Origin of the sequence: Pedobacter hiemivivus (assembly GCF_004331685.1) — a bacterium.
GTDB lineage: Bacteria > Bacteroidota > Bacteroidia > Sphingobacteriales > Sphingobacteriaceae > Pedobacter > Pedobacter hiemivivus.
Map to the genome: position 1 here is coordinate 44,901 of NZ_SJSM01000026.1, position 22,794 is coordinate 67,694.

At 38.9% G+C, this 22,794-nt stretch carries 23 protein-coding genes and 2 tRNA genes; 9 read left to right on the forward strand and 16 right to left on the reverse strand.

From position 1 onward, the window contains the following. Nucleotides 1-234 precede the first annotated feature (234 nt). Nucleotides 235-3,129: a DEAD/DEAH box helicase gene (locus EZ444_RS23660; RefSeq protein WP_131612027.1), complete on the forward strand. Its 2,895-nt coding sequence runs from the start codon at nt 235-237 to the stop codon at nt 3,127-3,129. On the opposite strand, the gene aat is transcribed toward EZ444_RS23660, so the two are convergent. Then, nucleotides 3,122-3,757, reverse strand: a complete 636-nt coding sequence (aat, locus tag EZ444_RS23665) for a leucyl/phenylalanyl-tRNA--protein transferase (protein WP_131612029.1) — start codon at nt 3,755-3,757, stop codon at nt 3,122-3,124. The genes EZ444_RS23660 and aat overlap by 8 nt on opposite strands. A 114-nt stretch (nt 3,758-3,871) precedes the next feature. Between aat and EZ444_RS23670 the strand changes: the two genes are divergently transcribed. After that, entirely contained in the window at nt 3,872-4,240 is a 369-nt protein-coding gene (locus EZ444_RS23670; RefSeq protein WP_131612031.1) for a YccF domain-containing protein, read from the forward strand. A 4-nt stretch (nt 4,241-4,244) separates the two neighbouring features. Here EZ444_RS23670 and EZ444_RS23675 read toward each other — a convergent pair whose 3' ends face one another. After that, nucleotides 4,245-5,225, reverse strand: a complete 981-nt coding sequence (locus EZ444_RS23675; RefSeq protein ID WP_131612033.1) for an App1 family protein — start codon at nt 5,223-5,225, stop codon at nt 4,245-4,247. A 55-nt stretch (nt 5,226-5,280) separates the two neighbouring features. Between EZ444_RS23675 and EZ444_RS23680 the strand changes: the two genes are divergently transcribed. Then, entirely contained in the window at nt 5,281-6,156 is an 876-nt protein-coding gene (locus EZ444_RS23680) for a diacylglycerol/lipid kinase family protein (RefSeq protein ID WP_131612035.1), read from the forward strand. A gap of 16 nt (nt 6,157-6,172) precedes the next feature. On the opposite strand, the gene EZ444_RS23685 is transcribed toward EZ444_RS23680, so the two are convergent. From EZ444_RS23685 to EZ444_RS23715, 7 genes are all read right to left on the reverse strand, one after another. Next, nucleotides 6,173-6,823, reverse strand: coding sequence for a TonB family protein (locus EZ444_RS23685; protein WP_131612038.1), 651 nt, complete (start codon nt 6,821-6,823; stop codon nt 6,173-6,175). 53 nt (nt 6,824-6,876) lie between these two features. Further along, nucleotides 6,877-7,254 carry a 30S ribosome-binding factor RbfA gene (gene rbfA / locus EZ444_RS23690; protein WP_131612040.1) on the reverse strand — a complete coding sequence of 126 codons (378 nt, stop codon included), beginning with the start codon at nt 7,252-7,254 and terminating at the stop codon, nt 6,877-6,879. Nucleotides 7,255-7,272: 18 nt separating this feature from the next. After that, nucleotides 7,273-8,463 (reverse strand): GTPase HflX, encoded by a 1,191-nt coding sequence (hflX, locus tag EZ444_RS23695; protein WP_131612042.1) that lies wholly within the window; start codon nt 8,461-8,463, stop codon nt 7,273-7,275. Nucleotides 8,464-8,486: 23 nt separating this feature from the next. Beyond that, entirely contained in the window at nt 8,487-9,278 is a 792-nt protein-coding gene (gene trpC, locus EZ444_RS23700) for an indole-3-glycerol phosphate synthase TrpC (protein ID WP_131612044.1), read from the reverse strand. Nucleotides 9,279-9,280: 2 nt separating this feature from the next. Next, a complete protein-coding gene (locus EZ444_RS23705) occupies nt 9,281-9,865 on the reverse strand; it encodes an anthranilate synthase component II (protein WP_169472397.1) in 585 nt (194 codons plus the stop codon). Between the two features lie 4 nt (nt 9,866-9,869). Then, entirely contained in the window at nt 9,870-11,276 is a 1,407-nt protein-coding gene (locus tag EZ444_RS23710; RefSeq protein ID WP_131612046.1) for an anthranilate synthase component I family protein, read from the reverse strand. Between the two features lie 376 nt (nt 11,277-11,652). After that, the gene (locus tag EZ444_RS23715; RefSeq protein ID WP_131612048.1) at nt 11,653-12,096 is read right to left on the reverse strand and encodes a cytochrome B; all 444 of its coding nucleotides are present in this window, start codon (nt 12,094-12,096) and stop codon (nt 11,653-11,655) included. A gap of 288 nt (nt 12,097-12,384) precedes the next feature. Between EZ444_RS23715 and EZ444_RS23720 the strand changes: the two genes are divergently transcribed. Then, nucleotides 12,385-12,699, forward strand: coding sequence for an iron chaperone (locus EZ444_RS23720; protein ID WP_205945340.1), 315 nt, complete (start codon nt 12,385-12,387; stop codon nt 12,697-12,699). Between the two features lie 50 nt (nt 12,700-12,749). Here EZ444_RS23720 and EZ444_RS27325 read toward each other — a convergent pair. Both EZ444_RS27325 and EZ444_RS27330 read right to left on the reverse strand, forming a co-directional pair. Then, a tRNA-Asp gene (locus tag EZ444_RS27325) sits at nt 12,750-12,894 on the reverse strand. 73 nt (nt 12,895-12,967) lie between these two features. Continuing rightward, a tRNA-Asp gene (locus tag EZ444_RS27330) sits at nt 12,968-13,075 on the reverse strand. Nucleotides 13,076-13,230: 155 nt separating this feature from the next. Between EZ444_RS27330 and EZ444_RS23725 the strand changes: the two genes are divergently transcribed. Continuing rightward, nucleotides 13,231-13,704, forward strand: a complete 474-nt coding sequence (locus EZ444_RS23725) for an Lrp/AsnC ligand binding domain-containing protein (RefSeq protein ID WP_090785720.1) — start codon at nt 13,231-13,233, stop codon at nt 13,702-13,704. Between the two features lie 233 nt (nt 13,705-13,937). On the opposite strand, the gene EZ444_RS23730 is transcribed toward EZ444_RS23725, so the two are convergent. From EZ444_RS23730 to panC, 3 genes are all read right to left on the reverse strand, one after another. Next, on the reverse strand, nt 13,938-15,077 hold the full coding sequence (locus EZ444_RS23730; protein ID WP_131612050.1) for an acyl-CoA dehydrogenase: 1,140 nt from the start codon (nt 15,075-15,077) through the stop codon (nt 13,938-13,940). Between the two features lie 95 nt (nt 15,078-15,172). Then, on the reverse strand, nt 15,173-15,523 hold the full coding sequence (gene panD, locus EZ444_RS23735) for an aspartate 1-decarboxylase (protein WP_131612052.1): 351 nt from the start codon (nt 15,521-15,523) through the stop codon (nt 15,173-15,175). Between the two features lie 45 nt (nt 15,524-15,568). Beyond that, on the reverse strand, nt 15,569-16,408 hold the full coding sequence (gene panC, locus EZ444_RS23740) for a pantoate--beta-alanine ligase (protein ID WP_131612054.1): 840 nt from the start codon (nt 16,406-16,408) through the stop codon (nt 15,569-15,571). A gap of 152 nt (nt 16,409-16,560) precedes the next feature. On the opposite strand from panC, the gene EZ444_RS23745 reads away from it, so the two are divergent. The 3 genes from EZ444_RS23745 (at nt 16,561) to glmS (ending at nt 20,777) form a co-directional block, all read left to right on the forward strand. Further along, a complete protein-coding gene (locus EZ444_RS23745) occupies nt 16,561-17,385 on the forward strand; it encodes a glycogen/starch synthase (RefSeq protein ID WP_225874830.1) in 825 nt (274 codons plus the stop codon). 23 nt (nt 17,386-17,408) lie between these two features. Beyond that, a complete protein-coding gene (locus EZ444_RS23750; protein WP_131612058.1) occupies nt 17,409-18,854 on the forward strand; it encodes a DUF4270 domain-containing protein in 1,446 nt (481 codons plus the stop codon). 84 nt (nt 18,855-18,938) lie between these two features. Next, nucleotides 18,939-20,777, forward strand: a complete 1,839-nt coding sequence (glmS, locus tag EZ444_RS23755; RefSeq protein ID WP_131612060.1) for a glutamine--fructose-6-phosphate transaminase (isomerizing) — start codon at nt 18,939-18,941, stop codon at nt 20,775-20,777. A gap of 48 nt (nt 20,778-20,825) precedes the next feature. On the opposite strand, the gene EZ444_RS23760 is transcribed toward glmS, so the two are convergent. Together EZ444_RS23760 and mutY are read right to left on the reverse strand one after the other, a co-directional pair. After that, nucleotides 20,826-21,251 carry a single-stranded DNA-binding protein gene (locus EZ444_RS23760; protein WP_131612062.1) on the reverse strand — a complete coding sequence of 142 codons (426 nt, stop codon included), beginning with the start codon at nt 21,249-21,251 and terminating at the stop codon, nt 20,826-20,828. A gap of 3 nt (nt 21,252-21,254) precedes the next feature. Then, nucleotides 21,255-22,316, reverse strand: coding sequence for an A/G-specific adenine glycosylase (mutY, locus tag EZ444_RS23765; protein ID WP_131612064.1), 1,062 nt, complete (start codon nt 22,314-22,316; stop codon nt 21,255-21,257). A gap of 171 nt (nt 22,317-22,487) precedes the next feature. Here mutY and EZ444_RS23770 point away from each other — a divergent pair, with 171 nt between their 5' ends. Further along, entirely contained in the window at nt 22,488-22,790 is a 303-nt protein-coding gene (locus EZ444_RS23770) for an HU family DNA-binding protein (protein WP_090785712.1), read from the forward strand. Nucleotides 22,791-22,794: the final 4 nt, after the last annotated feature.

Here is a 22,794-nt window from a genome sequence, read left to right on the forward strand (position 1 = left end):
TTTTAAGTTTTTCAAATTGTTTACATATAAGTCGCCTGAAACGGCGAAACGTTACAGCATTTTTTATGCTTTTAGGCAACATGAATGTAATACCCGACCAACAGCCTTTTTTTTTCGACGAACTGAAATAAAAAACAGGTAATAATTCGCCCATTTTATTTGATAGCATTTCAATTTGATGTAAGTTTAAAGATTTTTAAATGCTTACCTCCTGATTGTTTTAATTTTTAGCCAATGTTACGCGTAGATAGCTCCAAACCTTGCAAAATTGTATACTCTATATGTAAACATGCGTATTTGGGCTATTTAATTGAACCTCATATCGTCCAATTAAACCCGCAAGGCGATTTTTCCTTAACTTATCAGCGTGTTTTTTCACATACAGCGAAGGAATTCATCAAACACCTTACTGACACAGATCTTAAGCTGATTAAAATACTGGATGAAACCGAACAAGACTTCATTATCAAGAAATTTCATAAGAAAGCCATCAGACCTGTAGAGTTCTTTAGCAAGTTTTTTAACGACAAGTTTTACGAGAGTGTACGCCCAAAGATTGAAAAAAAACTGTCCGAGGTATTGGAGATCATAAAATTAGAAGGTTCTTTATATCTGATGGATAAAGATGGCTGGCCTGCAGAAAGGAAAATCGAGATTGCCACAGAACCAGCAACAGTCTTATTTCACTTTAGAAGAAATGAAACAGAGACCCGTTATTTTCCTACCATAAAATATCAAGGCCTACGCATCGACTTTATGTTTAAAGAGGCTCAGGTAATTAGTAATCAGCCTGCCTGGTTATTGCTAAACGAGATGCTTTATTTTTTTGAGCAGGATATTGAAGGCAAAAAATTAATGCCTTTTCTAAATAAAAGATTCATCACCATTCCAAAATCTACTGAAGACGCCTATTTTGGGAAATTTGTAGCACCATTAATAGAGAAGTATCATGTTTATGCTGAAGGCTTTGACATTAAAACAGAAAAATACGAGCCAACCCCCATCATTAAAGTAATTTACGTGGATGCAGGAGTTTCTCAGCTACAATTACACTTTAAATATGGTGAACATATGTTTGCTATGGGAAATGAAAAGAAAGTAACTGTTCATCTGGATAAAGATGGCGATAACTATATTTTCACCCGCATCAAAAGGGATGTGACCTGGGAGAAGCAAAAATTCAATTTACTGATTGACCTTGGACTTAAGAAAACAAGCGCACTTTATCATCACCTGGAAGCACCAGTAGATCAGGAAGAGGATCCATCCTATGCAGTTATCAATTGGGTTAACGAACACATGGAGCAGCTTAGTCAGGAAGGCTTCGAAATAGAGCAGCATAAAGGCACTAAACGCTTTTTATTTGCGACGAATAAAATCAGCTTTGACATCAAAGAAGACAACGACTGGTTTGACATCAATGCTATTGTTTATTTTGGCAGTCACCCCATTCCATTTATCGCCCTAAAACAACATATTCTTCATAAAAAAAGAGAGTTCCTATTACCCGACGGATCAATCGCCATCATTCCCGACAAGTGGTTTACCCAATATGGAAGCCTCTTTAGCCTATCTGATGGTGGAAAGGCGCTTAAGCTCAAAAAACACCATATCGGCTTGATCAATGAATTGGCTGAAGACAGTTTAGCGAATATCACTTTAAGTCGGAAGCTTCAAAAACTGAATGACTTTGAAAATATAACTGATACGCAGATGCCTGTTCATTTTAAAGGTGATTTACGAGGTTATCAGAAAGCAGGTTACAACTGGTTTAGCTTTTTAAGGGAGTATAATTTTGGAGGCTGTTTAGCTGACGATATGGGTTTGGGTAAAACCATCCAAACATTGGCCATGTTGCAAAAACTAAAGGAAGAGGATCAGGAGCAATCCAAACACAGCACTTCCTTAATCGTTATGCCAACATCGCTGATATACAACTGGCTTAATGAGGCAAAGAAGTTTACGCCCAAGCTAAAGATTCACGCGCATATTGGAACCGCCAGAAATAAAGATGTTGGCCGTTTTTCCGATTTCGACATCATCATTACGACCTATGGCATTACGCGGGTAGATATAGATGTTCTCAAAGAATTCTACTTCAGTTACATCATACTCGATGAGAGTCAGAACATTAAAAACCCCACTTCTAAATCTTTCAAAGCGGTAAGAGCACTCAAATCAAGGCATAAATTGATCCTCAGCGGTACGCCTGTCGAAAATTCTGTAAGCGACCTTTGGACACAGCTAACGTTTTTAAATCCAGGATTACTAGGCACACAAGCCTTCTTCAACGAAGAATATGTACAGGCTATTGAGAAGAGAAAAGACGAGGATAAGGCCCGGAAATTACAGGCTATCATTAAACCTTTTGTTCTGCGTAGAACAAAGGAGCAAGTGGCTGCCGAGCTTCCATCAAAAACAGAACAGATCTTTTACTGTAACATGAGTGAAGATCAGGCTGCGTATTATGAGAAAACCAAATCGGCCTACAGGAATGATCTGCTGAATAGCATGGACGATGGAACGTACGCAAAAAAACAGGTACAACTCTTGCAGGGACTTACGGCCTTGCGACAGCTGGCCAATCATCCTGTAATGGTTGATCACAACTATACTTCCGACTCTGGCAAGTTCGAAAACGTAGTACATACACTCGACAATGTGCTTAAAGGCGGACATAAAGTTCTTATTTTCTCTCAGTTTGTAAAGCATCTCGTTATCTTCAAGCAATATCTTGATGATGAAAAAATTCCATTTGCATACCTTGATGGCGGAACTAAAAACCGCGGCGAGATTGTAGCCGAATTTCAGCAAAATACAGAACTAAAGGTTTTCTTAATCTCCATAAAGGCCGGCGGAGTTGGATTAAACTTAACTCAGGCTGATTATGTGTTTATCCTTGACCCTTGGTGGAACCCTGCAGTTGAACAACAAGCGATTGACCGTACCCATAGAATTGGACAGGACAAAAAAGTGTTTATTTATAAGTTCATTGCAAAAGATACGGTAGAAGAAAAGATCCTAGCCCTTCAGAACCGTAAAAAGAGGCTCGCCAGCTCCTTAATTACTACCGAGGAAAGCTTCTTCAAGTCATTAACTAAAGATGACATTAGCGAGCTGCTTAAATAGTTTTTAAGCAATCTGCATATGCGGTGTTGCTAATCATCTCGGCTCCTAAGCTCATCAAATGATCATTGGGGAGCTGACAATCTATCATCGCAAAATCCTTGTTCTGGCAAAGCCAGATCAGGGCACATTTAGAGGCATTGCTTACTTTACTAAACATACTTTCTCCGCAAAAGATCTGATTCATCTGAACACCATATAAGCCCCCAACCAATACCTCATCCCGCCATACTTCTACACTATGCGCATGCCCACGCCTGTGCAATTCTATATAAGCCTCTTGCATTTGCTGAGTTATCCATGTGCCGTCCTGATCTTTTCTACCAATCTTGGCACAACTTTCTATCACTTCTTTAAAAGATTGATCGTAAGTAACCTTAAAAGCGCCGGATTTAAGCAGCTTAGACATGCTTTTGCTGATCACTACATTTCCAGGAAAAATTACACACCGTTCCATTGGTGCATACCAGCATATTGGGTCGCCTTCACTAAACCAGGGAAAAATCCCATGCTTATAGGCCTGCATAAGTCTTTCGGCGCTCAGATCACCGCCTATTGCCAATAACCCATCTGGATCGGCCAGTTCTGGCCTCGGGAAAACAATTTCATTATCGTCTAACTTAAAAACCATACGCAATATTACACACTAAAAACATGATGTCAATAGCCTCATTTTATAATCGTCAAAAAAAATTACTACGCTGTAACTAACCTTTCCCTATTTCATCTTAATTTAAAAAATAAAATGAACTTAATTGGTAATATTATCTGGATAGTTTTTGGAGGCATATTTATATTCTTTGAATACATAATTGGTGGCTTAATCCTTTGTCTAACAATTATCGGTATCCCTTTTGGCTTACAATGTTTCAAATTTGCATTTGTAGGCCTCGCTCCTTTTGGCGTTAAAATAACCGACACCTCCTCAAATACAGGCTGCCTGTCTACAATTATGAATGTTATATGGCTAATTTTTGGGGGCTTCTGGATTGCACTTACCCACCTAGTTTTCGGATTACTCTTTTGTATTACAATTATAGGAATACCTTTTGGTAGACAACATTTCAAATTGATGAACCTTGCCTTTACTCCTTTTGGCAAATCGATTAGTTAAATCGCTAAACCGAAATAAGCCCCGTCATGACGGCATATTCAATGGCATCACTACTCTTATCGAACAAGCAGGTTTTAATACCTTGAGCCTTCTCAATTTCATCGAGAAGCCTTCTAGTTTCAACTTCCTTCTCTTTACGAATATTGCGTATATATATAGCAGCTATTTTTTCAGGGTATTTGCGGGCAATAGTGGTGTAGATGAGCGGATCTTGTTGGCTGTTATCTCCAAAAAAAACAAACTTCTGATTGGGGAACGCCTCCAAAATACGCATAACCCTTATCAGCTTCCCATCATGTCCGGTTTTACCTGTTTTAATCAAATCTCTCCATCGTTTAATCTGATTTAGCAAAAAAGTGCCTTCGGGCAACCCGTTAAATCTAAAAGTCTCTACGAGATAATTGTACAAGTTCCACTCACTACTCGATACATAAAAAAAAGGATTAGGGTGTCCCAGATCTGTATGTGATAAAGCCAGTTTATTATAAAGTGATCGCGTATCTGCAAATGTTTTACGGGTTCTGGGGTTTTTAATAAACAATTCTCTAAGCCTACGGCCAATTGTAGCAGAATGAGAAATCATTATCGTATCATCAATGTCAGAAACAAAAGCAAATTGAGTAATGTGAGGAACATAAACTAATCCATCATCTTCGGCAAGAACCACATCATTTTGACCTAGGGCTGCCACCTTAACACCATGCCACCCAGCAATGACATTTTTATCTGCCTCCCACTCAAATCTAAAAAAGCCATCATATTCTGTATGCCCATAAACTGTTTGGCCGTAAAATTGTAACCTAACTTTTATAAAGGGATAGGGTTTAAGTATAAAAAGCTTTATCAGATGAATGATGTTTGTAAATAGGTTATCACTATAAACTTGCCTGTTTTTAGCTTTAAAACGAAAAACATGTCCGTACACAACCAAATTGTGTGTATGCCCATAACCGTGGTATACTATAACGTTAACAGATTTATTCATTACTAATTAAAACAGGTTACGGTAGTAGTTGTTTGTTATATTAAGTATTTAACTGATGGATAAAGAAACTTCGAAACTAAAATTACTGTTTATTGTAAATCCCGGTTCCGGAGTTGGAGAAATAAATTTCAATGAACTCGTAACTGCATACTTTACCGATAGTCACCATCATTTTGAATTATACGAACTACCTAAAAACTGCGCACTGGAAAAAATTAAGGCTATTATTCATAAATCAAAAGCCGATCGGGTTATTGCTGTTGGTGGAGATGGGACCTTGAAAATGGTTTCTGAGTGTTTACTTCAAACAGATACACCTATTGGGATAATTCCTACGGGATCAGCCAACGGCATGGCCAGAGAATTAGGCATACCATTAGAGATTAATGAGGCCCTAAATGTTGCTGTAAACGGCAGACCCAAAAAGATTCATGCAACAATGGTAAATGGGGAGCTGTGTATACACCTTGCAGATATTGGATTTAATGCATACCTCGTTAAAAAGTTCGACAATATATCACACCGGGGCATGCTTGGATACGCAAAAGCTGCCTTGACTGCTTTATGGACCCACAACAAAATGCATGTGGAGTTTAAGATAAAAGATCAGATTATTCGATCACAAGCGGCAATGGTGGTAATTGCAAATGCAACCATGTACGGGACCGGTGTTAAAATTAACCCCGAAGGAAAATTAGACGATGATCTTTTCGAAATAATCCTAGTTAAGAAGTACTCAGTAATGGAAATCTTAAAACTCAGATTTACTAACTTACCTTTCAATCCAAAAAACATCGAATCCTTTCAGACCAAAAGCCTTACCATTAAAACAACACGCAGAGTTCACTTTCAAGTAGACGGGGAATATATTGGAAAAGTAACTGGCATTAAGGCTCATATTATTGAAGACGCGATCAACATCATTAACTAACAAAAAGAACTGCAAGTTATTTACAATATTTTTCCAGCATTTCATTTGCCAGATCCGAGCCCATGTATTTTACAAAAAGGAAGTCTTCACAGGCGCCTTGTTTATCTTTTTGCTTAATCTTTTTAAGACCATCCGATATTCGTTCCTTAAAGTACTCATCGTTATAGCCTAATTCCTCTTTTAAAGCAACAAACCTGGGCTCTTCTTCTTTTCTGTAAGTTCCCTTTTCTTTGTTTTTATAAAAATTTTGGATACTATTTGCAAGGTCTTCGCTCGTTTTGTACGCAATAATAGCCCTTTTAATCTCTTCAGGGTTCTTTTGATCACAATCGTAACCGGAAAGGTTAAATTTTATCGGTGCAATAAGAGATACGGTTGTATCGTGATCTTGGGGCACAATCCATTTGCCACTGCTCATTCTGATTAGTCTTAGCGCTTCATCATCCAAATCAGTGCCTATGCCAGAACTCACTTTCGAATCATATACTTCGCCGCCCTTATTTACTTTAAAGCTAATGATTACCGTCCCCTGAATACAATTGTGTAAGGAATAGCGAGGGTAGATGTTATTGGCCGTAACAAACTTTTCAAGCCCACCTTTCATTACAGGCTGGGCTTTTAGGGTAAATGCTGATAAAACAAAAAATGCTAAAAGAATCTTTGTCATATACTAATTTACGCTTTTTAAATCAAAGCAATTTAAAAACGGAGCGATTAAAATTATTCCTCTTCGCTTCCGCTTTCTTTACGGTCTTTGGAGATTTTATCGAACAGCTTATCCATGTGTTCAACATACTCATTGGTATCATCTACAAAAAACGTAAGCGTTGGAATTACACGGGCCTGGTGACGAATCCTTCCCCCTAGTTTATACCTGATTTCTCCCGCATGTGAATTGACTTCAGCAACCGACAAACTGGTATTATTAGTATTCAAAAAGCTTAAATAAACCTTTGCAACAGCAAGATCCGGAGACACCCGCACCTTGGTAATGGTAACCAATGTATTTGGCAAATATGCCGCTCCTTCACGCTGAAAAATTGCAGCTAACTCTTCTTGTAATAACCCGGCAAATTTCTGTTGACGTTTACTTTCCATAATGGTTCCTTTCTTCTATTAATATAACAACTTATCATAAGGATAGCGCTCTGTGTGTATAACACGAACTTTATCATACAATAACTGTCTAAATTCCTCTAAATTCTCTTTGTGCAGGGCAGAAATAAATAGGGAAGGTGTATTCTCAGCCCCCATCCAGCTCTTTTTAAAATCTTCTAACGTAAGCACAAGCTGTTCCTCATCTTCATGGTCAGGCTGAGGACTCACATAGGCGTCAATTTTATTAAACACCATAATGGTTTCCTTATCCCTGGCTCCCAGATCTTTCAATGTCTCGTTTACCACATTGATCTGGTCCTCGAAATTGGGATGTGAAACATCCACCACATGAATTAAAATATCCGCTTCACGTACCTCATCTAGTGTCGATTTAAAACACTCCACAAGATGATGTGGTAATTTCCTGATAAAACCAACCGTATCCGACAATAAGAATGGTACATTTTCGATTACCACCTTACGAACCGTTGTATCCAGCGTAGCAAAAAGCTTGTTCTCTGCAAACACTTCCGATTTCGATAGCATATTCATGATGGTCGATTTACCCACATTGGTATAACCAACCAGGGCAATACGAATCAATTCGGTACGGTTTTTACGCTGTGTTTCGTTCTGCTTATCGATCAACTTTAAGCGACCTTTCAAAAGGGCGATCTTTTCGAGAATCATCCTTCTATCACTCTCAATCTGTGTTTCACCTGGCCCACGCATACCAATACCACCCTTTTGGCGCTCAAGGTGAGTCCATAATCGGGTTAAACGAGGTAATAAATACTGCAATTGTGCCAATTCTACCTGCGTTTTTGCCTGAGCAGTTTGTGCTCTACCAGCAAAAATATCCAGAATAAGGTTGCTTCGGTCTAATACTTTAACCTGCAGTTCCCTTTCTATATTTTTAAGTTGTGATGGCGAAAGTTCGTCATCAAACACAACCATATCAATTTCTTCTGACTTTACATAAGCCGCTATTTCTTCTAGCTTACCAGTACCTACAAAAGTTGAGCGGTCTGGCTTCAGCATTTTTTGGGTAAATTCATGCACCACCACACCACCAGCTGTATCTACCAAAAAGGCCAGCTCATCCAGATATTCCCTGGTTTCTTCAGGCTTTTCACCAGGCCTGATCACTCCTACAAGTACTGCTCGTTCTTGCTTAAGTGCCGTATCGTAATATTTCTGTTTTCCCATCTTAAAGTGCAAAGATACAAAAGTTATACCGAGATCAGCTGTCGTGCGAAGTCTTGCATAGCCAAACCCGGATTACTTGTCTTCATAAAGTTCTCTCCAATCAGGAAGCCATGGAAACCAGCAGCCCTTAGTTCTTTAATCGTTTCTGGCGCACTTATGGCACTTTCTGAGATCTTCATAAACTCATTAGGTATTTGATTTACCAAATCAAAAGAAGTTTGAATATTTACAGTAAAATCGGCCAGGTTACGGTTATTTACCCCAATCGCATCTAAATCTTTACAAATACTGCGCTGCAACTCTTCCAGATTATGTACTTCAAGCAGCACATTTAGACCCAGGCTCTTCGCCAACGCAGATAGATTTTTAATCTCTGCAGGGGTCAAAATCGCCGCGATCAATAAAATCAGATCAGCACCCAAAGCTTTCGCCTCAAGGATCTGGTATTCATCGATCATAAAATCCTTTCTCAAAACAGGGATTTCATTGGCTGCTCTTGCTGCCAGTAAGTCGTTGGTATGACCACCAAAGAAATCCACATCCGTAAGCACAGAAAGTGCTGAGGCTCCCGCAGCAGCATAAGCATGGGTAACTTCTTCTACTGTTACCTGGTCGTTAATGATCCCTTTGGATGGCGATCTACGCTTAAATTCAGCAATAATACCTGTCCGATTTTTATCCAGTAAAAAATCCTTAAACACATACGGATTGCGGTTAAAGTGTAAGCCTGCTTCTAACTGCTTAACAGAAACAGCTTGTTTAGCAGCAGCCACTTCTTCTTTTTTACGCAATACAATTTTATCTAAAATAGTCATATCTAGCTTTCTAACCAGTTTTTCATCATTTGTTTTCCATACTCTGTCAGCACGCTTTCCGGGTGAAATTGAACGCCACGCACATCTAATTCCTTATGACGCAAAGCCATAATCTCTGCATCTATGTCTGTTGCAGTTACCGTAAGGCAATCAGGCAATCCCTCATTGTTCACTACCCATGAATGGTACCGACCTACATTTATGGTCTCCGGGCAGTCCTTAAAAAGCAGCTCCGTTTTATCCAACACTGTAATTGGCGTTGCAATTCCATGCATTGGCCTTCCTAAATTTAACAAGGTTCCACCAAAAGCCTGTGCAATAGCTTGCTGCCCTAAGCAAACACCAAAAATACTTTTGGTTGCAGCGTAAGTCTTAATGACATCCAATAGCAAACCAGCTTCTTCAGGTATGCCGGGTCCTGGGGACAGGATAATTTTATCGAACTGATCTACATCTGCCAAATCAAATTTATCATTTCTCCACACTTCCACTTCTCTGTCCAATTCATTCACCAAGTGGACTAAATTATAGGTAAAGGAGTCGTAGTTGTCGATAACCAATACCTTTTTTTGTATGCTCTTATCCATTTTCTTAAATATCTGTAGCCATCTGTATTGCTTTTCGCAGGGCGGCAATTTTATTATTTACTTCATTCAGCTCATTTACGGCAACAGAATCGGCAACAATGCCCGCTCCTGCCCTGTAATGCAACTGGTTATTTTTACTCATAAAGGTTCTGATCATGATGGCATGATTAAACTGGTCATTAAAGCCCATATAACCTATTGCACCTGCATAAAAATTACGCCCCAAACCCTCATATTCATCAATCAGTTGCATAGCCCTATACTTGGGTGCACCGCTTAGCGTACCTGCTGGATAAGTATCTGCGACAACCTTAAACGCTGAAACATCTGATTGAAGATTTCCGCTTACCTTCGACACCAAGTGGATCAGGTGAGAATAATACTGCACTTCTTTAAACGATTTTACCTCAACACCATTGCAATGTCTACTCAGGTCATTTCTTGCCAAATCTACCAGCATCACATGCTCTGCGCTTTCTTTCGGATCCTGCTCCAGCTTTTTGGCCAGCTCTGCATCTTCCTCATCATTTCCGGTACGTTTAAAAGTACCCGCAATTGGAAAAATATTAGCCACATTATCCTTTATCGTGATTTGCGCTTCAGGCGAAGAACCAAACAATTTAAAGCTTCCGTAATCAAAATAGAACAGGTAAGGGGATGGATTGATAGATCTTAAACAACGGTACACGTTGAATTCGTCTCCAAGGAAACCTTGATTATATGCGCGGGAAGGTACAATCTGGAATACATCACCACGCAAAATGTGTTTCTTCATTTTCTCCACAATGTCCATAAAGCCCTCGTTACTCATGTTGGACTGCTCCTCGCCATCAATCTTAAAGCTGTACTCCGGGAAATTCTTATTCTGAATAATGTATTCAATCTTTTCCAGATCGTCATTATCATCTCCATTAAAGGTATTCTTAAATAAGGTGATCTCATTTTTAAAGTGATCAATCGCAATGATATATCTGTAAATATGATATTGCATTACTGGAATCTCCTGACCTTTCGGCGTAGTCGCGCTAAACTTAATGTCTTCAAAATGCTGTACGGCATTCCAGGTAAAATATCCAAAGAGTCCGCTTGAAATGTACCTGGTATCATCAACTACACCCGGTGCAAACTCTGCTTTAAAAGCATCAATTTCTTCGGCCAGTACAAAATCCGTCTTTTCTTCCTTGCGCCCGTCAGGAAAATAAGTGGACAACACATCATTCTGTAATAAAATACCGGCTACCGGCTCGGCACACACGTAACTCACTGAATTGGAACGACTATGATAGTCCGAACTTTCCAACAAAATGGTGTTTGGAAACACATCCCTTAACCGCAAATAGATGCTCACCGGAGTAGTGGTATCTGCAAGTCTTTTCTTGTAAGTTGTGTTAATTATATAATTAGTCTTCATGTTAACTATTTCTTTAATATTCTTTTAACGTTCTATTAGCACCATCGTCATCCTGAATTTATTTCAGGATCCCGCACTTAAAGTCCTCTTTCTCTTCCGAGATCCTGAAATAAATTCAGGATGACGAGGAGCATACCTGCATCAGCAAACCAAGCATCTGCCCCGTAGGACAAAAAACCTTGAATACAAAAAACCCGACGTGTGGTCTACGTCGGGTTTTAATGTGGTTTGGTTTAGGTTGATAAACTATAAGGTACACAAAGCTACGACTAGACTCTTTTTTAGAGTACTACGCCATTGCCAAGTATGTATATTGTTAATCATATGTCACAAAAATATAAATAAATCTTACAATGCAAAATTAAAATTGTAATTTTTATGAAACACCAAAGAATGAACGGCTAGGATCGGCATTAACCATCGCTACAATTGCAGCAATAATTAGGGCCAGTGCAAGGCCAAAATAAAGCGCAACAGAACGGTGTCTCACCGCTGCATCTGTACCTTTCTTAGATCTCGCATTTCCTACAGTGATTAGAATAATGGCAAAAATCATCATTCCTATGTGTTCCATTTTCCAATAACGACCTATCGCTACGGAGCTATCAATTTTATACCATCCATTCATAAAATAGAGGATTAAACCCATTAAAAGCTGAATGTGCGCAGAGATTAAAGTGAAAAGGTTTACTTTTCTATTTCCTTCAGTATATGGTTTTTTGCCAAGCCATCCAGATAATGCCTGAATAATTGCCACTACCAATAAAATTAAAACCAGGTAACGCCAACCTGAATGTGCGCTTTTTAAAATCTGATACATAATATTTTTTCTTTCAAACTTAACCAATTCCTTCCTGATTAGTATAAAAGCTATATACTAATTGGTATTTAAAATCATTACAAATTAAAAAAAGAAGGGATGAATTAAAGTCTTTTTGCCGTAAACCACCCCAAAATTGTCGCCAACGCCCCCATCAGATCTGGTTAATGCCACCGATATTTGTTTTTCAACATAAAAACAAAAGAAGATGCCTGAAGAAAAAACAAAATTCACCACTGTTGAATCGTACATCAATACGTTCCTGAAGATGTACAATTTTTATTAGAGGTGATCAGAGAAACTATTAAGGAAAATGCACCGAAGGCAGAAGAAGTGATCAGTTACAACATCCCTGCTTTCAAGTTCCATGGGATGCTTATCTTTTATTCGGCATACAAAAATCACATCTCTATTTCTATTCCCCCATCTAAGGTTTACGATACATTTAAAGATGAATTATCGGATTATAAAGTGAGTACATCAGCGATTCAGCTGCCACTGAATAGGCCATTGCCACTAAAACTGATTAAAGAAATGACAAGATTTAGAGTTAAAGAAAATTTAGAGCTCGCCGAAACGAAAAAGAGCAAAAAAAAAGAGTAATCTCATCCAAGATTACTCGTTTTTAACTAACTTATTATTCATAAAAAAACTGGCTGTTGGGGAAGGAGTCGAACCTTCAAGGGGTAGTTAGCTACAGTTCAAAAATTAATTTGTGGTCAACCCATAAACTGCGTTTATCCATTTATCCCCACCACCGAGACAAGAAGGCGTGTCTGCCAATTTCACCACCCAACATAATTTAAAAGTACAAAATTAATTAAGTAGTAAGATTTTGGTTTAGGTTGATTCTAATCTTACTACTTAATTGCTGTAGGGGAAGGAGTCGAACCTTCAAGGAGTAGTTAGCCCTTACGGGTTTTCCATATTCTCCACCACCGAGACAAGGAGGTGCGTCTGCCAATTTCACCACCCTACAGAGTATAAGCAAATGTTAAAGAACGATTATTTTTTGTTACTTGCATGATACAAATGTAACAACAACCCTAATACGTTGCAAATATTCTAATCATTTAATTTTATTTTTATCAGATTTATAATTATATTTGATTATCGTTAACAAATATCAAAATCATGCTTAAAAAAGAAAGCCAAAATTTAGAAATTGATAACCTGGATATTGACATCTTAAAACAATTGATGCAAGACGCTACTAAGCCTTACACAGAAATAGCTAAAGATCTGATCGTTTCGGGTGGCACCATACATGTTAGAATGAAAAAACTACAGGAAATGGGCATCATAAAAGGCTCACATTTAATTATTGATCCTCAAAAAGCGGGGTATGACGTTACCGCCTTTTTAGGTATTTACTTAGAAAAAGGGATTCAATATAAGGATGCGGTAGAGCAGCTAAGCAAAATCAAAGAAGTAGTTGAACTTCATTATACGACAGGGGCATATAGTATGTTTGCCAAGATCATCTGTAGGGACACCAGTCACCTTAGACATGTACTAAATGAGGAAATACAGGCCGTACCAGGGATTCAGCGCACAGAAACACTGATTTCATTAGAAGAGAGCATTAGAAGACAGATTGAGTTATAGCACACCTTTGGTAGCTACCTGTCATTGCACCAAACCAGAGCTCTATATTAACTAATAATTAACGGATACTGAACGGCTCCAGCCGTTCAATGTCCGTTAATATGCCGTTAAAGTCCAGTTACCTTTAAGGAGACTGAACTTTCTCAATTGTAGATAAAGTCACTTTATACTATAACAAAAAAGGCCCGCTCGGGGCCTTTTAAACAATCTCAACTATAATCTGTGATATACTCTTATCTAATGATCTCTCTTGAAATCACCATCTTTTGAATTTCTGAAGTTCCCTCGTAAATCTGGGTAATTTTTGCGTCTCGCATCAGGCGCTCAACATGATATTCTTTCACAAACCCATATCCGCCATGGATCTGTACAGCTTCAATAGTGACGTCCATAGCTACTTTAGAGGCGTATAGTTTTGCCATCGAACCAGCTAAGGTATAGGACTGCCCTTGATCTTTTAACCAAGCCGCTTTATAAACTAACAAACGCGCCGCTTCTATTTGCGTAGCCATATCAGCCAACTTAAAGGCGATCGCCTGATGTTCCGCAATTGGCTTACCGAACGATTTACGCTGTTGCGCATACCCTAATGCAAGTTCATACGCTCCAGCAGCAATTCCTAATGCCTGAGCAGCGATACCAATTCTGCCACCTTCAAGTGTTTTCATAGCGAACTTAAAGCCAAAGCCATCCTCACCAATCCTGTTTTCTTTAGGAACCTTAACATCATTAAACATCAATGAATGTGTATCGGAACCACGGATACCCATTTTATTTTCTTTTGGCCCTACAGTAAAGCCTTCCATTCCCTTTTCAACGATAAAAGCATTGATCCCTTTATGTCGTAATGACCTGTCGGTTTGCGCGATAACCAGGTAAGTTGAAGCAGTATTACCATTGGTAATCCAGTTTTTAGTTCCATTTAACAGGTAGTAGTCACCCATATCTACAGCAGTAGTTTGCTGTGAGGTAGCGTCTGATCCTGCTTCGGGCTCTGATAAACAGAAAGCCCCAATCTTTTCTCCGGCAGCCAATGGCTTTAAATATTTTTCTTTTTGAAAATCAGATCCGTATGATTCCAGTCCGTAGCATACCAGTGAGTTATTGACAGAAACAACCACTGAGGCAGAAGCGTCTATTTTAGACAGCTCTTCCATAACCAGAACATACGACAGGGCATCAAGACCACTGCCATTATATTTTTCTGATACCATCATCCCCAGAAAACCTAGCTCACCTAGCTTTTTTACCTGCTCTGCCGGGAATTTCTGATGCTCATCTCTTTCGATAACTCCAGGTTTTAACTCAGTCTGCGCAAAATCTCTTGCAGCCTGCTGGATCATCAATTGTTCTTCACTTAATTGAAATAGCATAATAATATTGTAAAATAATAAGTTATGGCAAATTTATATATTCTCGCTCATATTACTATGGCTGCATAACATTTTTTTACTTTTATTAATACGAACTATTTCAACAGGTGGTTGTTATCATCGGGGAATACTAGAATTGGATGGTATTTCTTAGCTTCTTCTATTGGCAAAGATCCGTAAGACATAATAATCAGAATGTCGCCAACCTGAACCTTTCTAGCGGTAGCTCCATTTAAGCAAATGGTACCACTACCACGTGCGCCTTTAATCACATAAGTTTCAAAGCGCTCGCCATTATTGTTATTTACTATCTGTACTTTTTCATTTGGAATGATGTGGGCTGCGTCCATCAAATCTTCATCGATGGTAATGCTTCCAACATAGTGCAGTTCCGCCTGTGTTACTCTAACACGGTGAATTTTCGATTTTAATATCTCGATAATCATAACGCAAAGTTAACCAATTTTATGGATGGGAGGTTTTTTCTATTTTCAATTCAGTATCATATTATCAATAAGGCGGGTCTGTCCTACCTTAGCAGCAACCAATGCTACAATATCATGATGTTTTTTATCTTCTTCGGGTAGCAGCGTAGCTCCATTAGCAATGGTAAAATAATCGAGCTCCACACCTGGTGTTCCATTGATCAGCTTTTTTGCCGCTTCCAGCAATACAGGAATGCTGTGTGTAGAGAAATTATCTTTCACATAAGTCAACGCTTTGCTAAGCACAAGTGCATTTTCCCGATCTTCAGCCGAAAGATGGATGTTTCTTGAACTCATCGCCAAACCATCGTCCTCCCTGATAATAGGACATGAAACAATCTGAACAGGCAGATTAAATTCGGAAACCATGTTTTTAATCATTAGCACTTGCTGAAAATCTTTCTGGCCAAAGAAGGCAATATCAGGATTTACAGCATCAAACAGCTTCTTAACAATCTGAGTTACGCCTTGATAATGTCCTTTTCTAAATTCGCCCTCTAAAAGAAACTCTGCTGGCCCAAGGTCTATATGCCATTCTTCAGGTTTAGGATACATTTCTGTAACCGAAGGCATAAACACAACATTACATCCTGCTTCTTGCAGCATTTTCATGTCATGTTCCAACGGACGCGGATATTTTTCCAGGTCTTTAGGATCAGTAAACTGAGTAGGATTTACAAAAATACTGCAAACCACGACATCAGCCTGTTGCTGCGCTATTTTTATAAGCGATACGTGTCCTTTATGCAATGCGCCCATTGTTGGGACCAATGCAATTTTCTGTTTGGCCAACTTAATTGGCTCAAGCAGCGACTTTAATGCCGCTATAGTATTTATGACTTTCAAACTAGCTGGTAAAATTTCAAGGGGCAAAGTTGGTTATTTATCCATTCCCAACAAAACATCTTGCGTATATTATTGATAAATGTTATTATTTTGCTTACCTTTGCCCCTTGATAATCTTTTCTTTAACATAAATTTTTATTTAGAATATGGAGATGGCAAAAACGAAGCTACTGATTGTTACACACGAGATGTCGCCTTTCCTTGAACTCACAAAGATTTCTGAAATTACCCGTCAATTACCACAGGCAATGCAGGATAAAGGATTTGAGATCCGCATTTTGATGCCGAGGTTTGGGAATATTAATGAAAGAAGGAACAGATTGCACGAGGTGATTCGTCTTTCAGGAATGAACATCATTATTGATGACAATGACAATCCCTTAATCATTAAGGTGGCTTCTATCCCCGCTGCCCGTATGCAGGTTTACTTCCTTGACAATGAAGACTATTTTCAGCGCAAGTATGTATTCAGGGATAAAGAGAACAAGTTTTACGCAGACAATGACGAAAGAACGATCTTCTTTTGTAAAGGCGCACTTGAAACCGTTAAGAAATTAGGCTGGGCTCCTGATATTGTTCATTGCCACGGCTGGATGACTTCATTGGTACCTGCGTATATCAAAACGACTTACAAAAACGATCCTACGTTTAAAAACTCTAAAGTAGTTTACTCTATTTATGAAAACTGTTTTACTGAGACTTTAAATGTCGACATGCATAAAAAAGCGATCATGAATTCGATGACCGCTGATGATACGAAGATGTTTGAGAACGCTGATTGTGATGTATTGCATATGGCGGCTGTAACTTACTCTGATGCAGTGGTATTAGCAGACGAAAACATCCATGTTAATGTGTTAAAATTTGTTAAAGATTCTAATAAGCCAACTTTAGCTTATAATTTAACAGAAAATTTTGAAAACTTCTATTCCTTGTATGAGGAGATTTCAAATGAAGAATTGGCTTCACTAGCATAAACTCAGGTATTATTAAATTAAATATGAAATTTACAAAACAAGACTTATTAACCATGTTGATAGGTCTTTTTCTTTTTGCTTCCTGTAAAGACTCCAATACCATAGGTTTGGATCTGGACGATGCTTCTCAAATTAAAGGTGATTTAATGGATACGACTACCGTTACATCGCAAACTTTAAGAGACGATGTAACCTCGGGCGTTTCATTGGCGAGATATCCTTTTGGCTTTATGACTGATGGTGTATTTGGTACATCTTCAGCCAGCATAGCTATGGCTGTTGCCTTACCCAATGCGGACTATAGCACGTATAAATTTGGCACTAATCCTGTGATAGATTCAGCAGTACTAGTTTTACCTTATACGAGCCAGGTTTATGGGGATACAACAACATCCGTGTATACGGTAAATGTGGAGCAGCTTAGCCTTGATTTATCGAAAGAGAAGACATACCAGAGTGATAAAAACTGGCCAGTTGACGCTACCGTTGGAACTTTCAGCGGCAAAATCAGACCAACCACTAAGACATCTATTACCACTGTTGTTAAAGGAGGCCCAGATACTTTAGTAAAAGTAGTCCCTCAGATGAGGATCAAATTGACTAATGCCTTTATTCAAACGAACATCCTGGATAAAGACTCGCTCACTTTATCAAAACCAAACAATTTTTTCAAATCGTTTAAAGGTTTGAAGGTTTCCGCTACAGCATCGAACAAAGGAGGAATCATGTTCTTCAATTTTGCGGGAACTGATGGCAAACTAGAGATTTATTACAAAAAACAAAATGCAACTACGCCTACTGCGAAGGATACAGTAGCAGTAAGCTTTCCAATTGGGGCTGGCTTAGGTCCTGTAACCGCTACGGTTAATCATGGCTATACTCAAGTTATCCTAGACCAACTTGGCACAAATCCCCCAGCAACAGACGTAACCTATTTACAAGCGCTGGCGGGATTAAAAAACAAAATATCTTTCCCTTACTTGAAGAATTTTATTGCCGATTTAAAAAAACCGGCAAACGGTGGCAGCCCAAATACTAAAGTGATTGTGAACAAAGCCGAACTGGTAATTGACCTAAATAGCAACACTACAGATGTCGTTCCTTTTGGTGCAGCACAGCGACTTGCTTTATACAGATTTGATATTGCTGGACAAAGGGTAAACGTGCCTGACAATGACAATGGCATACAAAATGTATATGCCGGAGATCCTCGCGCATTGGGCGAAGCTTTGTTTGGCGGTTATTTCGACTCTGTTAGAAACAGATACATATTTACAATCACTGCGTACATTCAAGATCTTTTGGATGGCAAAACTCAGGATTATGGTACGTTTTTAGCGCCGAGCTCGCTTACCGAGTTTAACCTAAGCCCTTCGGTAACGTCTGCTGCACGTTCTATTATTAATAAACATAAAAAGAACCCTGCATCAGGACTGAAACTAAATATTTTCTATACCCAGATAAATTAAATTCATCTGGTTTTGCAGTCAAATCCCCCAAGAATAATTATTTTTGGGGGATTTGTTTTTTACTACCTAATATAAACCTAATATATGTGTGGAATAGTTGGTTACATCGGCCATAGAGAAGCCTGGCCTATAATCCTTAAAGGCCTAAAAAGATTAGAATACCGCGGCTACGACAGCGCAGGCATTGCCTTAATTAACGATTCGGGCTTAAATATTTATAAAAAAGCAGGCAAGGTTCAAGAACTTGAAAACTTTGCGAAGGGTAAAGACCTCACGGGAACTGTAGGAATCGGACATACGAGATGGGCAACACATGGCGCTCCTTCCGACAGGAACTCACATCCGCATACCTCAAACAATGGGAAGCTTACCATCATCCACAACGGAATCATAGAAAACTATGCTACGCTAAAGGAAGAGCTACTAACCAGGGGGCATGAATTTAAAAGTGACACCGACACCGAGGTATTGATCCATTTGATTGAAGAGGTTTACAAGAACGACAATACGGATCTGCTAGAAGCTGTTAGACTCGCCCTAAACGGGGTTAATGGAGCTTATGCAATCGTAGTGATGGACGAAGACCAACCTGGACAACTGATTGCGGCCAGAAAAGGTAGTCCAATGGTAATTGGTGTTGGCGATGGCGAATATTTTATCGCTTCTGATGCAACTCCAATCGTAGAATATACCAAGAATGTAATCTACTTGAACGATAACGAAATTGCTTTTTTAAAGCGCGATGAATTATTGATTAAACGTTTGGATAATGTAATCCAGACACCATATATCCAGGAGCTAGAGCTTAAACTGGAAATGCTTGAAAAAGGCGGCTATGAACATTTCATGCTGAAAGAAATATTCGAGCAGGCGCGTTCTATCAGAGACTGTATGCGTGGCCGGATTTACCCTAACGAAGGAAAAGTCCAGCTGGGCGGAATAAAAGAATATGCTGATAAGCTAAAAAATATAGACCGTATCATTATTGTAGCCTGTGGTACGTCTTGGCACGCCGGTCTGGTTGGTGAGTATTTAATTGAAGAGTATGCCCGTATTCCTGTTGAAGTTGAATACGCGTCAGAATTCAGATATAGAAATCCCATCATCACGGAAAAAGATGTGGTGATTGCCATTTCGCAATCTGGAGAAACGGCCGATACCATGGCCGCTATTGAGATGGCAAAAGAAAAAGGAGCGACCATTTTTGGGGTATGTAATGTAGTTGGAGCATCTATCCCAAGACTAACCCATGCAGGTGTTTATACACATGCCGGACCAGAGATTGGTGTAGCTTCTACAAAAGCATTTACTGCGCAGGTTACGGTACTTACCTTGATGGCTTTCTATATGGCTCAACAAAAAGGTACATTAACCCATTCTAAATTAATTGAACTGCTTACGGAATTGGATTGCATACCTGACAAGATTCAGAAAGCACTTGAGTCCAATGACCTGATTAAGGAGATTGCTGAGAAGTTTAAAGATTCCAGAAACTGTTTATTCCTTGGAAGAGGAAGCGGCTTTCCTGTAGCTCTAGAGGGCGCTTTAAAGCTCAAGGAGATCTCTTATATCCATGCAGAAGGTTATCCTGCGGCCGAGATGAAACACGGACCAATAGCCTTAATCGACGAGGAAATGCCTGTTGTAGTTATTGCTACTAAAAACTCATCGTACGAAAAAGTAATCAGTAACATCCAGGAAGTAAAGGCAAGAAAAGGAATTGTGTTGGCAATTGTTACGGAAGGCGATGTGGAGGTTAGAAAAATGGCAGACTATTGCATAGAGATACCTGATGCAAGTGAGGCGTTTTTACCTTTATTAGCAACCATACCTTTGCAGTTGCTATCGTACCATATTGCTGTACTGAGAGGCTGTAATGTCGATCAGCCAAGGAATCTAGCGAAATCGGTTACTGTAGAATAATTTTTATTTAAGGCTGTATCCCGTGATACAGCCTTAATTTTACTTCAGTCAAAACGGCAAATCTCCTGCCGGGTCTGTAAGATTTGTATATTCGTTTTCACTTTTCGGTGTTGTGCCTTCGCTACTTACTGGTGGTTCAAAATCGCTTTTCCTACCCAGAATCGTAAAATTCTCAGCAACCACTTCCGTTACATATTTCTTTACCTTTTCTCTATCTTCAAAAGATCTGGTTCGTAATTTTCCCTCAATATATACCAGCTTACCCTTCTGCAAATACTTAGAAGCAACCTCTGCCAATCCCCTCCACAAAACAATATTGTGCCATTCTGTTTGCTCTATCCTTTTGCCATCTTTGTTATAGGTTTCTGATGTTGCCAGCGGGAAACTGGCCACAGTTACGCCCCCGTCTAAATGTCTTACTTCAGGATCTTTTCCTAAATGTCCGACTAAAATAACTTTGTTAATACCTGACATGAATTATGGTTTTTCTAAGTAATTAAAATGCGTATTCATAAAATTCGTGATCACTTTTGGTTGCGGCAATTCGTCAAACTCCCTAAGTGTGACCCATTTTATTTCTGCATCCTGATTAAAGTTAATGATATAATTATCTAAACCAAAAAATTGAACATATATAGTTTGGTGCGTCAATAAATGTTTTTGCTGACTTAAAGCAGTAACATTACAATCCTTTCCAAAGATATTTCCCAGCTGTTCTGAAAAATTTTGTTGATCTTCTTGATAATTTTCTAAAGTTTCTACCAGTGGAAAATCATACAACTCCTGCCAGATATCACCGGCACTACGTTTTTTGACGAGGATATTTTCGTCGCTCTGGCAGATGAGATAATTAAAATAGCGGGTGCGCTTTTTTAATTTATTAAGCTTAACGGGAAGCATGCTAACAAGGTTATTCTTGCTCGCTTCACATCCAGACTGAACAGGGCAAACACTACAATTTGGTGATTTCGGTTTACACTGCAAAGCGCCAAACTCCATAATCGCCTGGTTATATATCGCCGCTTCCTGATCTGTGATCAGCGCTTGTGCCAACTCCAAAAATTGTTTCTTGCCGCCACTGCTATTTATAGGTTCATCGATGCCAAAATAACGAGACAATACCCTAAACACATTTCCATCCAATACTGCTTTTGATTCGTTAGATGAAAATGAGGCAATCGCCGCCGCTGTATACTCGCCAACCCCCTTAAGTTTAATTAACTCATCGTACTTAGTCGGGAATTTTCCATTATGAAGATCCTGCACCTGTTTGGCGGTAAAAAGCATATTTCTACCTCTTGAATAATACCCCAGTCCCTGCCAAAGCTTAAGTATTTGCGTTTCTGAAGCTGCTGCAAAATCCAGAACTGTGGGGTAATGCTGCAAAAAGCGGTTAAAGTAAGGCAAGCCCTGCTCTACACGGGTTTGCTGCAAAATAACTTCAGATAACCAGATAATGTATGCATCTTTGGTGTCCCGCCAAGGGAGCGCTCTCTTATGTTTTAGGTACCAGTTTACGATTTCAGATTGAAAACTCATGGTGGTAAAAATACGGCGTAATTATTTGATTTTAGCAAAACTTGCAATCCAGTGATAGAAGATCTGACAAATAAATCATCTTTTATTTTCCTATCTCATTAAAAAGCAATACTTTTGCAGCCCAAAACATTTATAAAATACAACACACAGTAAATTAATAAAACAAAAAATATGACTAAGGCAGATATTATTTCAGAAATATCAACGAAAACAGGAATTGAAAAGGTAGATGTACAAGAAACCGTTGAGGCATTTTTCAAGGTCATCAAAAATAGTATGATCGGTGGCGAAAATGTATACGTGAGAGGTTTTGGTAGCTTTGTTGTAAAAAAGAGAGCCCAAAAAACTGCAAGAAATATTTCAAAAAATACAGCGATTATTATCCCTGAGCACTTTGTACCAAGTTTCAAACCAGCAAAAGTATTTGTTGACAAAGTGAAAAGCAACACAAAAAAACTTAGCGTAGAAGCTTAATAAC

What these genes read in the sequence shown, in the direction of transcription:
- EZ444_RS23685 (WP_131612038.1), bottom strand. Translation starts at nt 6,823, where the DNA reads ATGACAAAGATTCTTTTAGCATTTTTTGTTTTATCAGCATTTACCCTA.
- EZ444_RS23670 (WP_131612031.1), top strand. Translation starts at nt 3,872, where the DNA reads ATGAACTTAATTGGTAATATTATCTGGATAGTTTTTGGAGGCATATTT.
- panD (WP_131612052.1), bottom strand. Translation starts at nt 15,523, where the DNA reads ATGATTATCGAGATATTAAAATCGAAAATTCACCGTGTTAGAGTAACA.
- rbfA (WP_131612040.1), bottom strand. Translation starts at nt 7,254, where the DNA reads ATGGAAAGTAAACGTCAACAGAAATTTGCCGGGTTATTACAAGAAGAG.
- hflX (WP_131612042.1), bottom strand. Translation starts at nt 8,463, where the DNA reads ATGGGAAAACAGAAATATTACGATACGGCACTTAAGCAAGAACGAGCA.
- glmS (WP_131612060.1), top strand. Translation starts at nt 18,939, where the DNA reads ATGTGTGGAATAGTTGGTTACATCGGCCATAGAGAAGCCTGGCCTATA.
- EZ444_RS23760 (WP_131612062.1), bottom strand. Translation starts at nt 21,251, where the DNA reads ATGTCAGGTATTAACAAAGTTATTTTAGTCGGACATTTAGGAAAAGAT.
- EZ444_RS23705 (WP_169472397.1), bottom strand. Translation starts at nt 9,865, where the DNA reads ATGGATAAGAGCATACAAAAAAAGGTATTGGTTATCGACAACTACGAC.
- EZ444_RS23660 (WP_131612027.1), top strand. Translation starts at nt 235, where the DNA reads ATGTTACGCGTAGATAGCTCCAAACCTTGCAAAATTGTATACTCTATA.
- EZ444_RS23745 (WP_225874830.1), top strand. Translation starts at nt 16,561, where the DNA reads ATGGCAAAAACGAAGCTACTGATTGTTACACACGAGATGTCGCCTTTC.
- EZ444_RS23770 (WP_090785712.1), top strand. Translation starts at nt 22,488, where the DNA reads ATGACTAAGGCAGATATTATTTCAGAAATATCAACGAAAACAGGAATT.
- EZ444_RS23750 (WP_131612058.1), top strand. Translation starts at nt 17,409, where the DNA reads ATGAAATTTACAAAACAAGACTTATTAACCATGTTGATAGGTCTTTTT.
- EZ444_RS23730 (WP_131612050.1), bottom strand. Translation starts at nt 15,077, where the DNA reads ATGCTATTTCAATTAAGTGAAGAACAATTGATGATCCAGCAGGCTGCA.
- mutY (WP_131612064.1), bottom strand. Translation starts at nt 22,316, where the DNA reads ATGAGTTTTCAATCTGAAATCGTAAACTGGTACCTAAAACATAAGAGA.
- EZ444_RS23675 (WP_131612033.1), bottom strand. Translation starts at nt 5,225, where the DNA reads ATGAATAAATCTGTTAACGTTATAGTATACCACGGTTATGGGCATACA.
- trpC (WP_131612044.1), bottom strand. Translation starts at nt 9,278, where the DNA reads ATGACTATTTTAGATAAAATTGTATTGCGTAAAAAAGAAGAAGTGGCT.
- EZ444_RS23680 (WP_131612035.1), top strand. Translation starts at nt 5,281, where the DNA reads ATGGATAAAGAAACTTCGAAACTAAAATTACTGTTTATTGTAAATCCC.
- aat (WP_131612029.1), bottom strand. Translation starts at nt 3,757, where the DNA reads ATGGTTTTTAAGTTAGACGATAATGAAATTGTTTTCCCGAGGCCAGAA.
- EZ444_RS23710 (WP_131612046.1), bottom strand. Translation starts at nt 11,276, where the DNA reads ATGAAGACTAATTATATAATTAACACAACTTACAAGAAAAGACTTGCA.
- EZ444_RS23715 (WP_131612048.1), bottom strand. Translation starts at nt 12,096, where the DNA reads ATGTATCAGATTTTAAAAAGCGCACATTCAGGTTGGCGTTACCTGGTT.
- EZ444_RS23725 (WP_090785720.1), top strand. Translation starts at nt 13,231, where the DNA reads ATGCTTAAAAAAGAAAGCCAAAATTTAGAAATTGATAACCTGGATATT.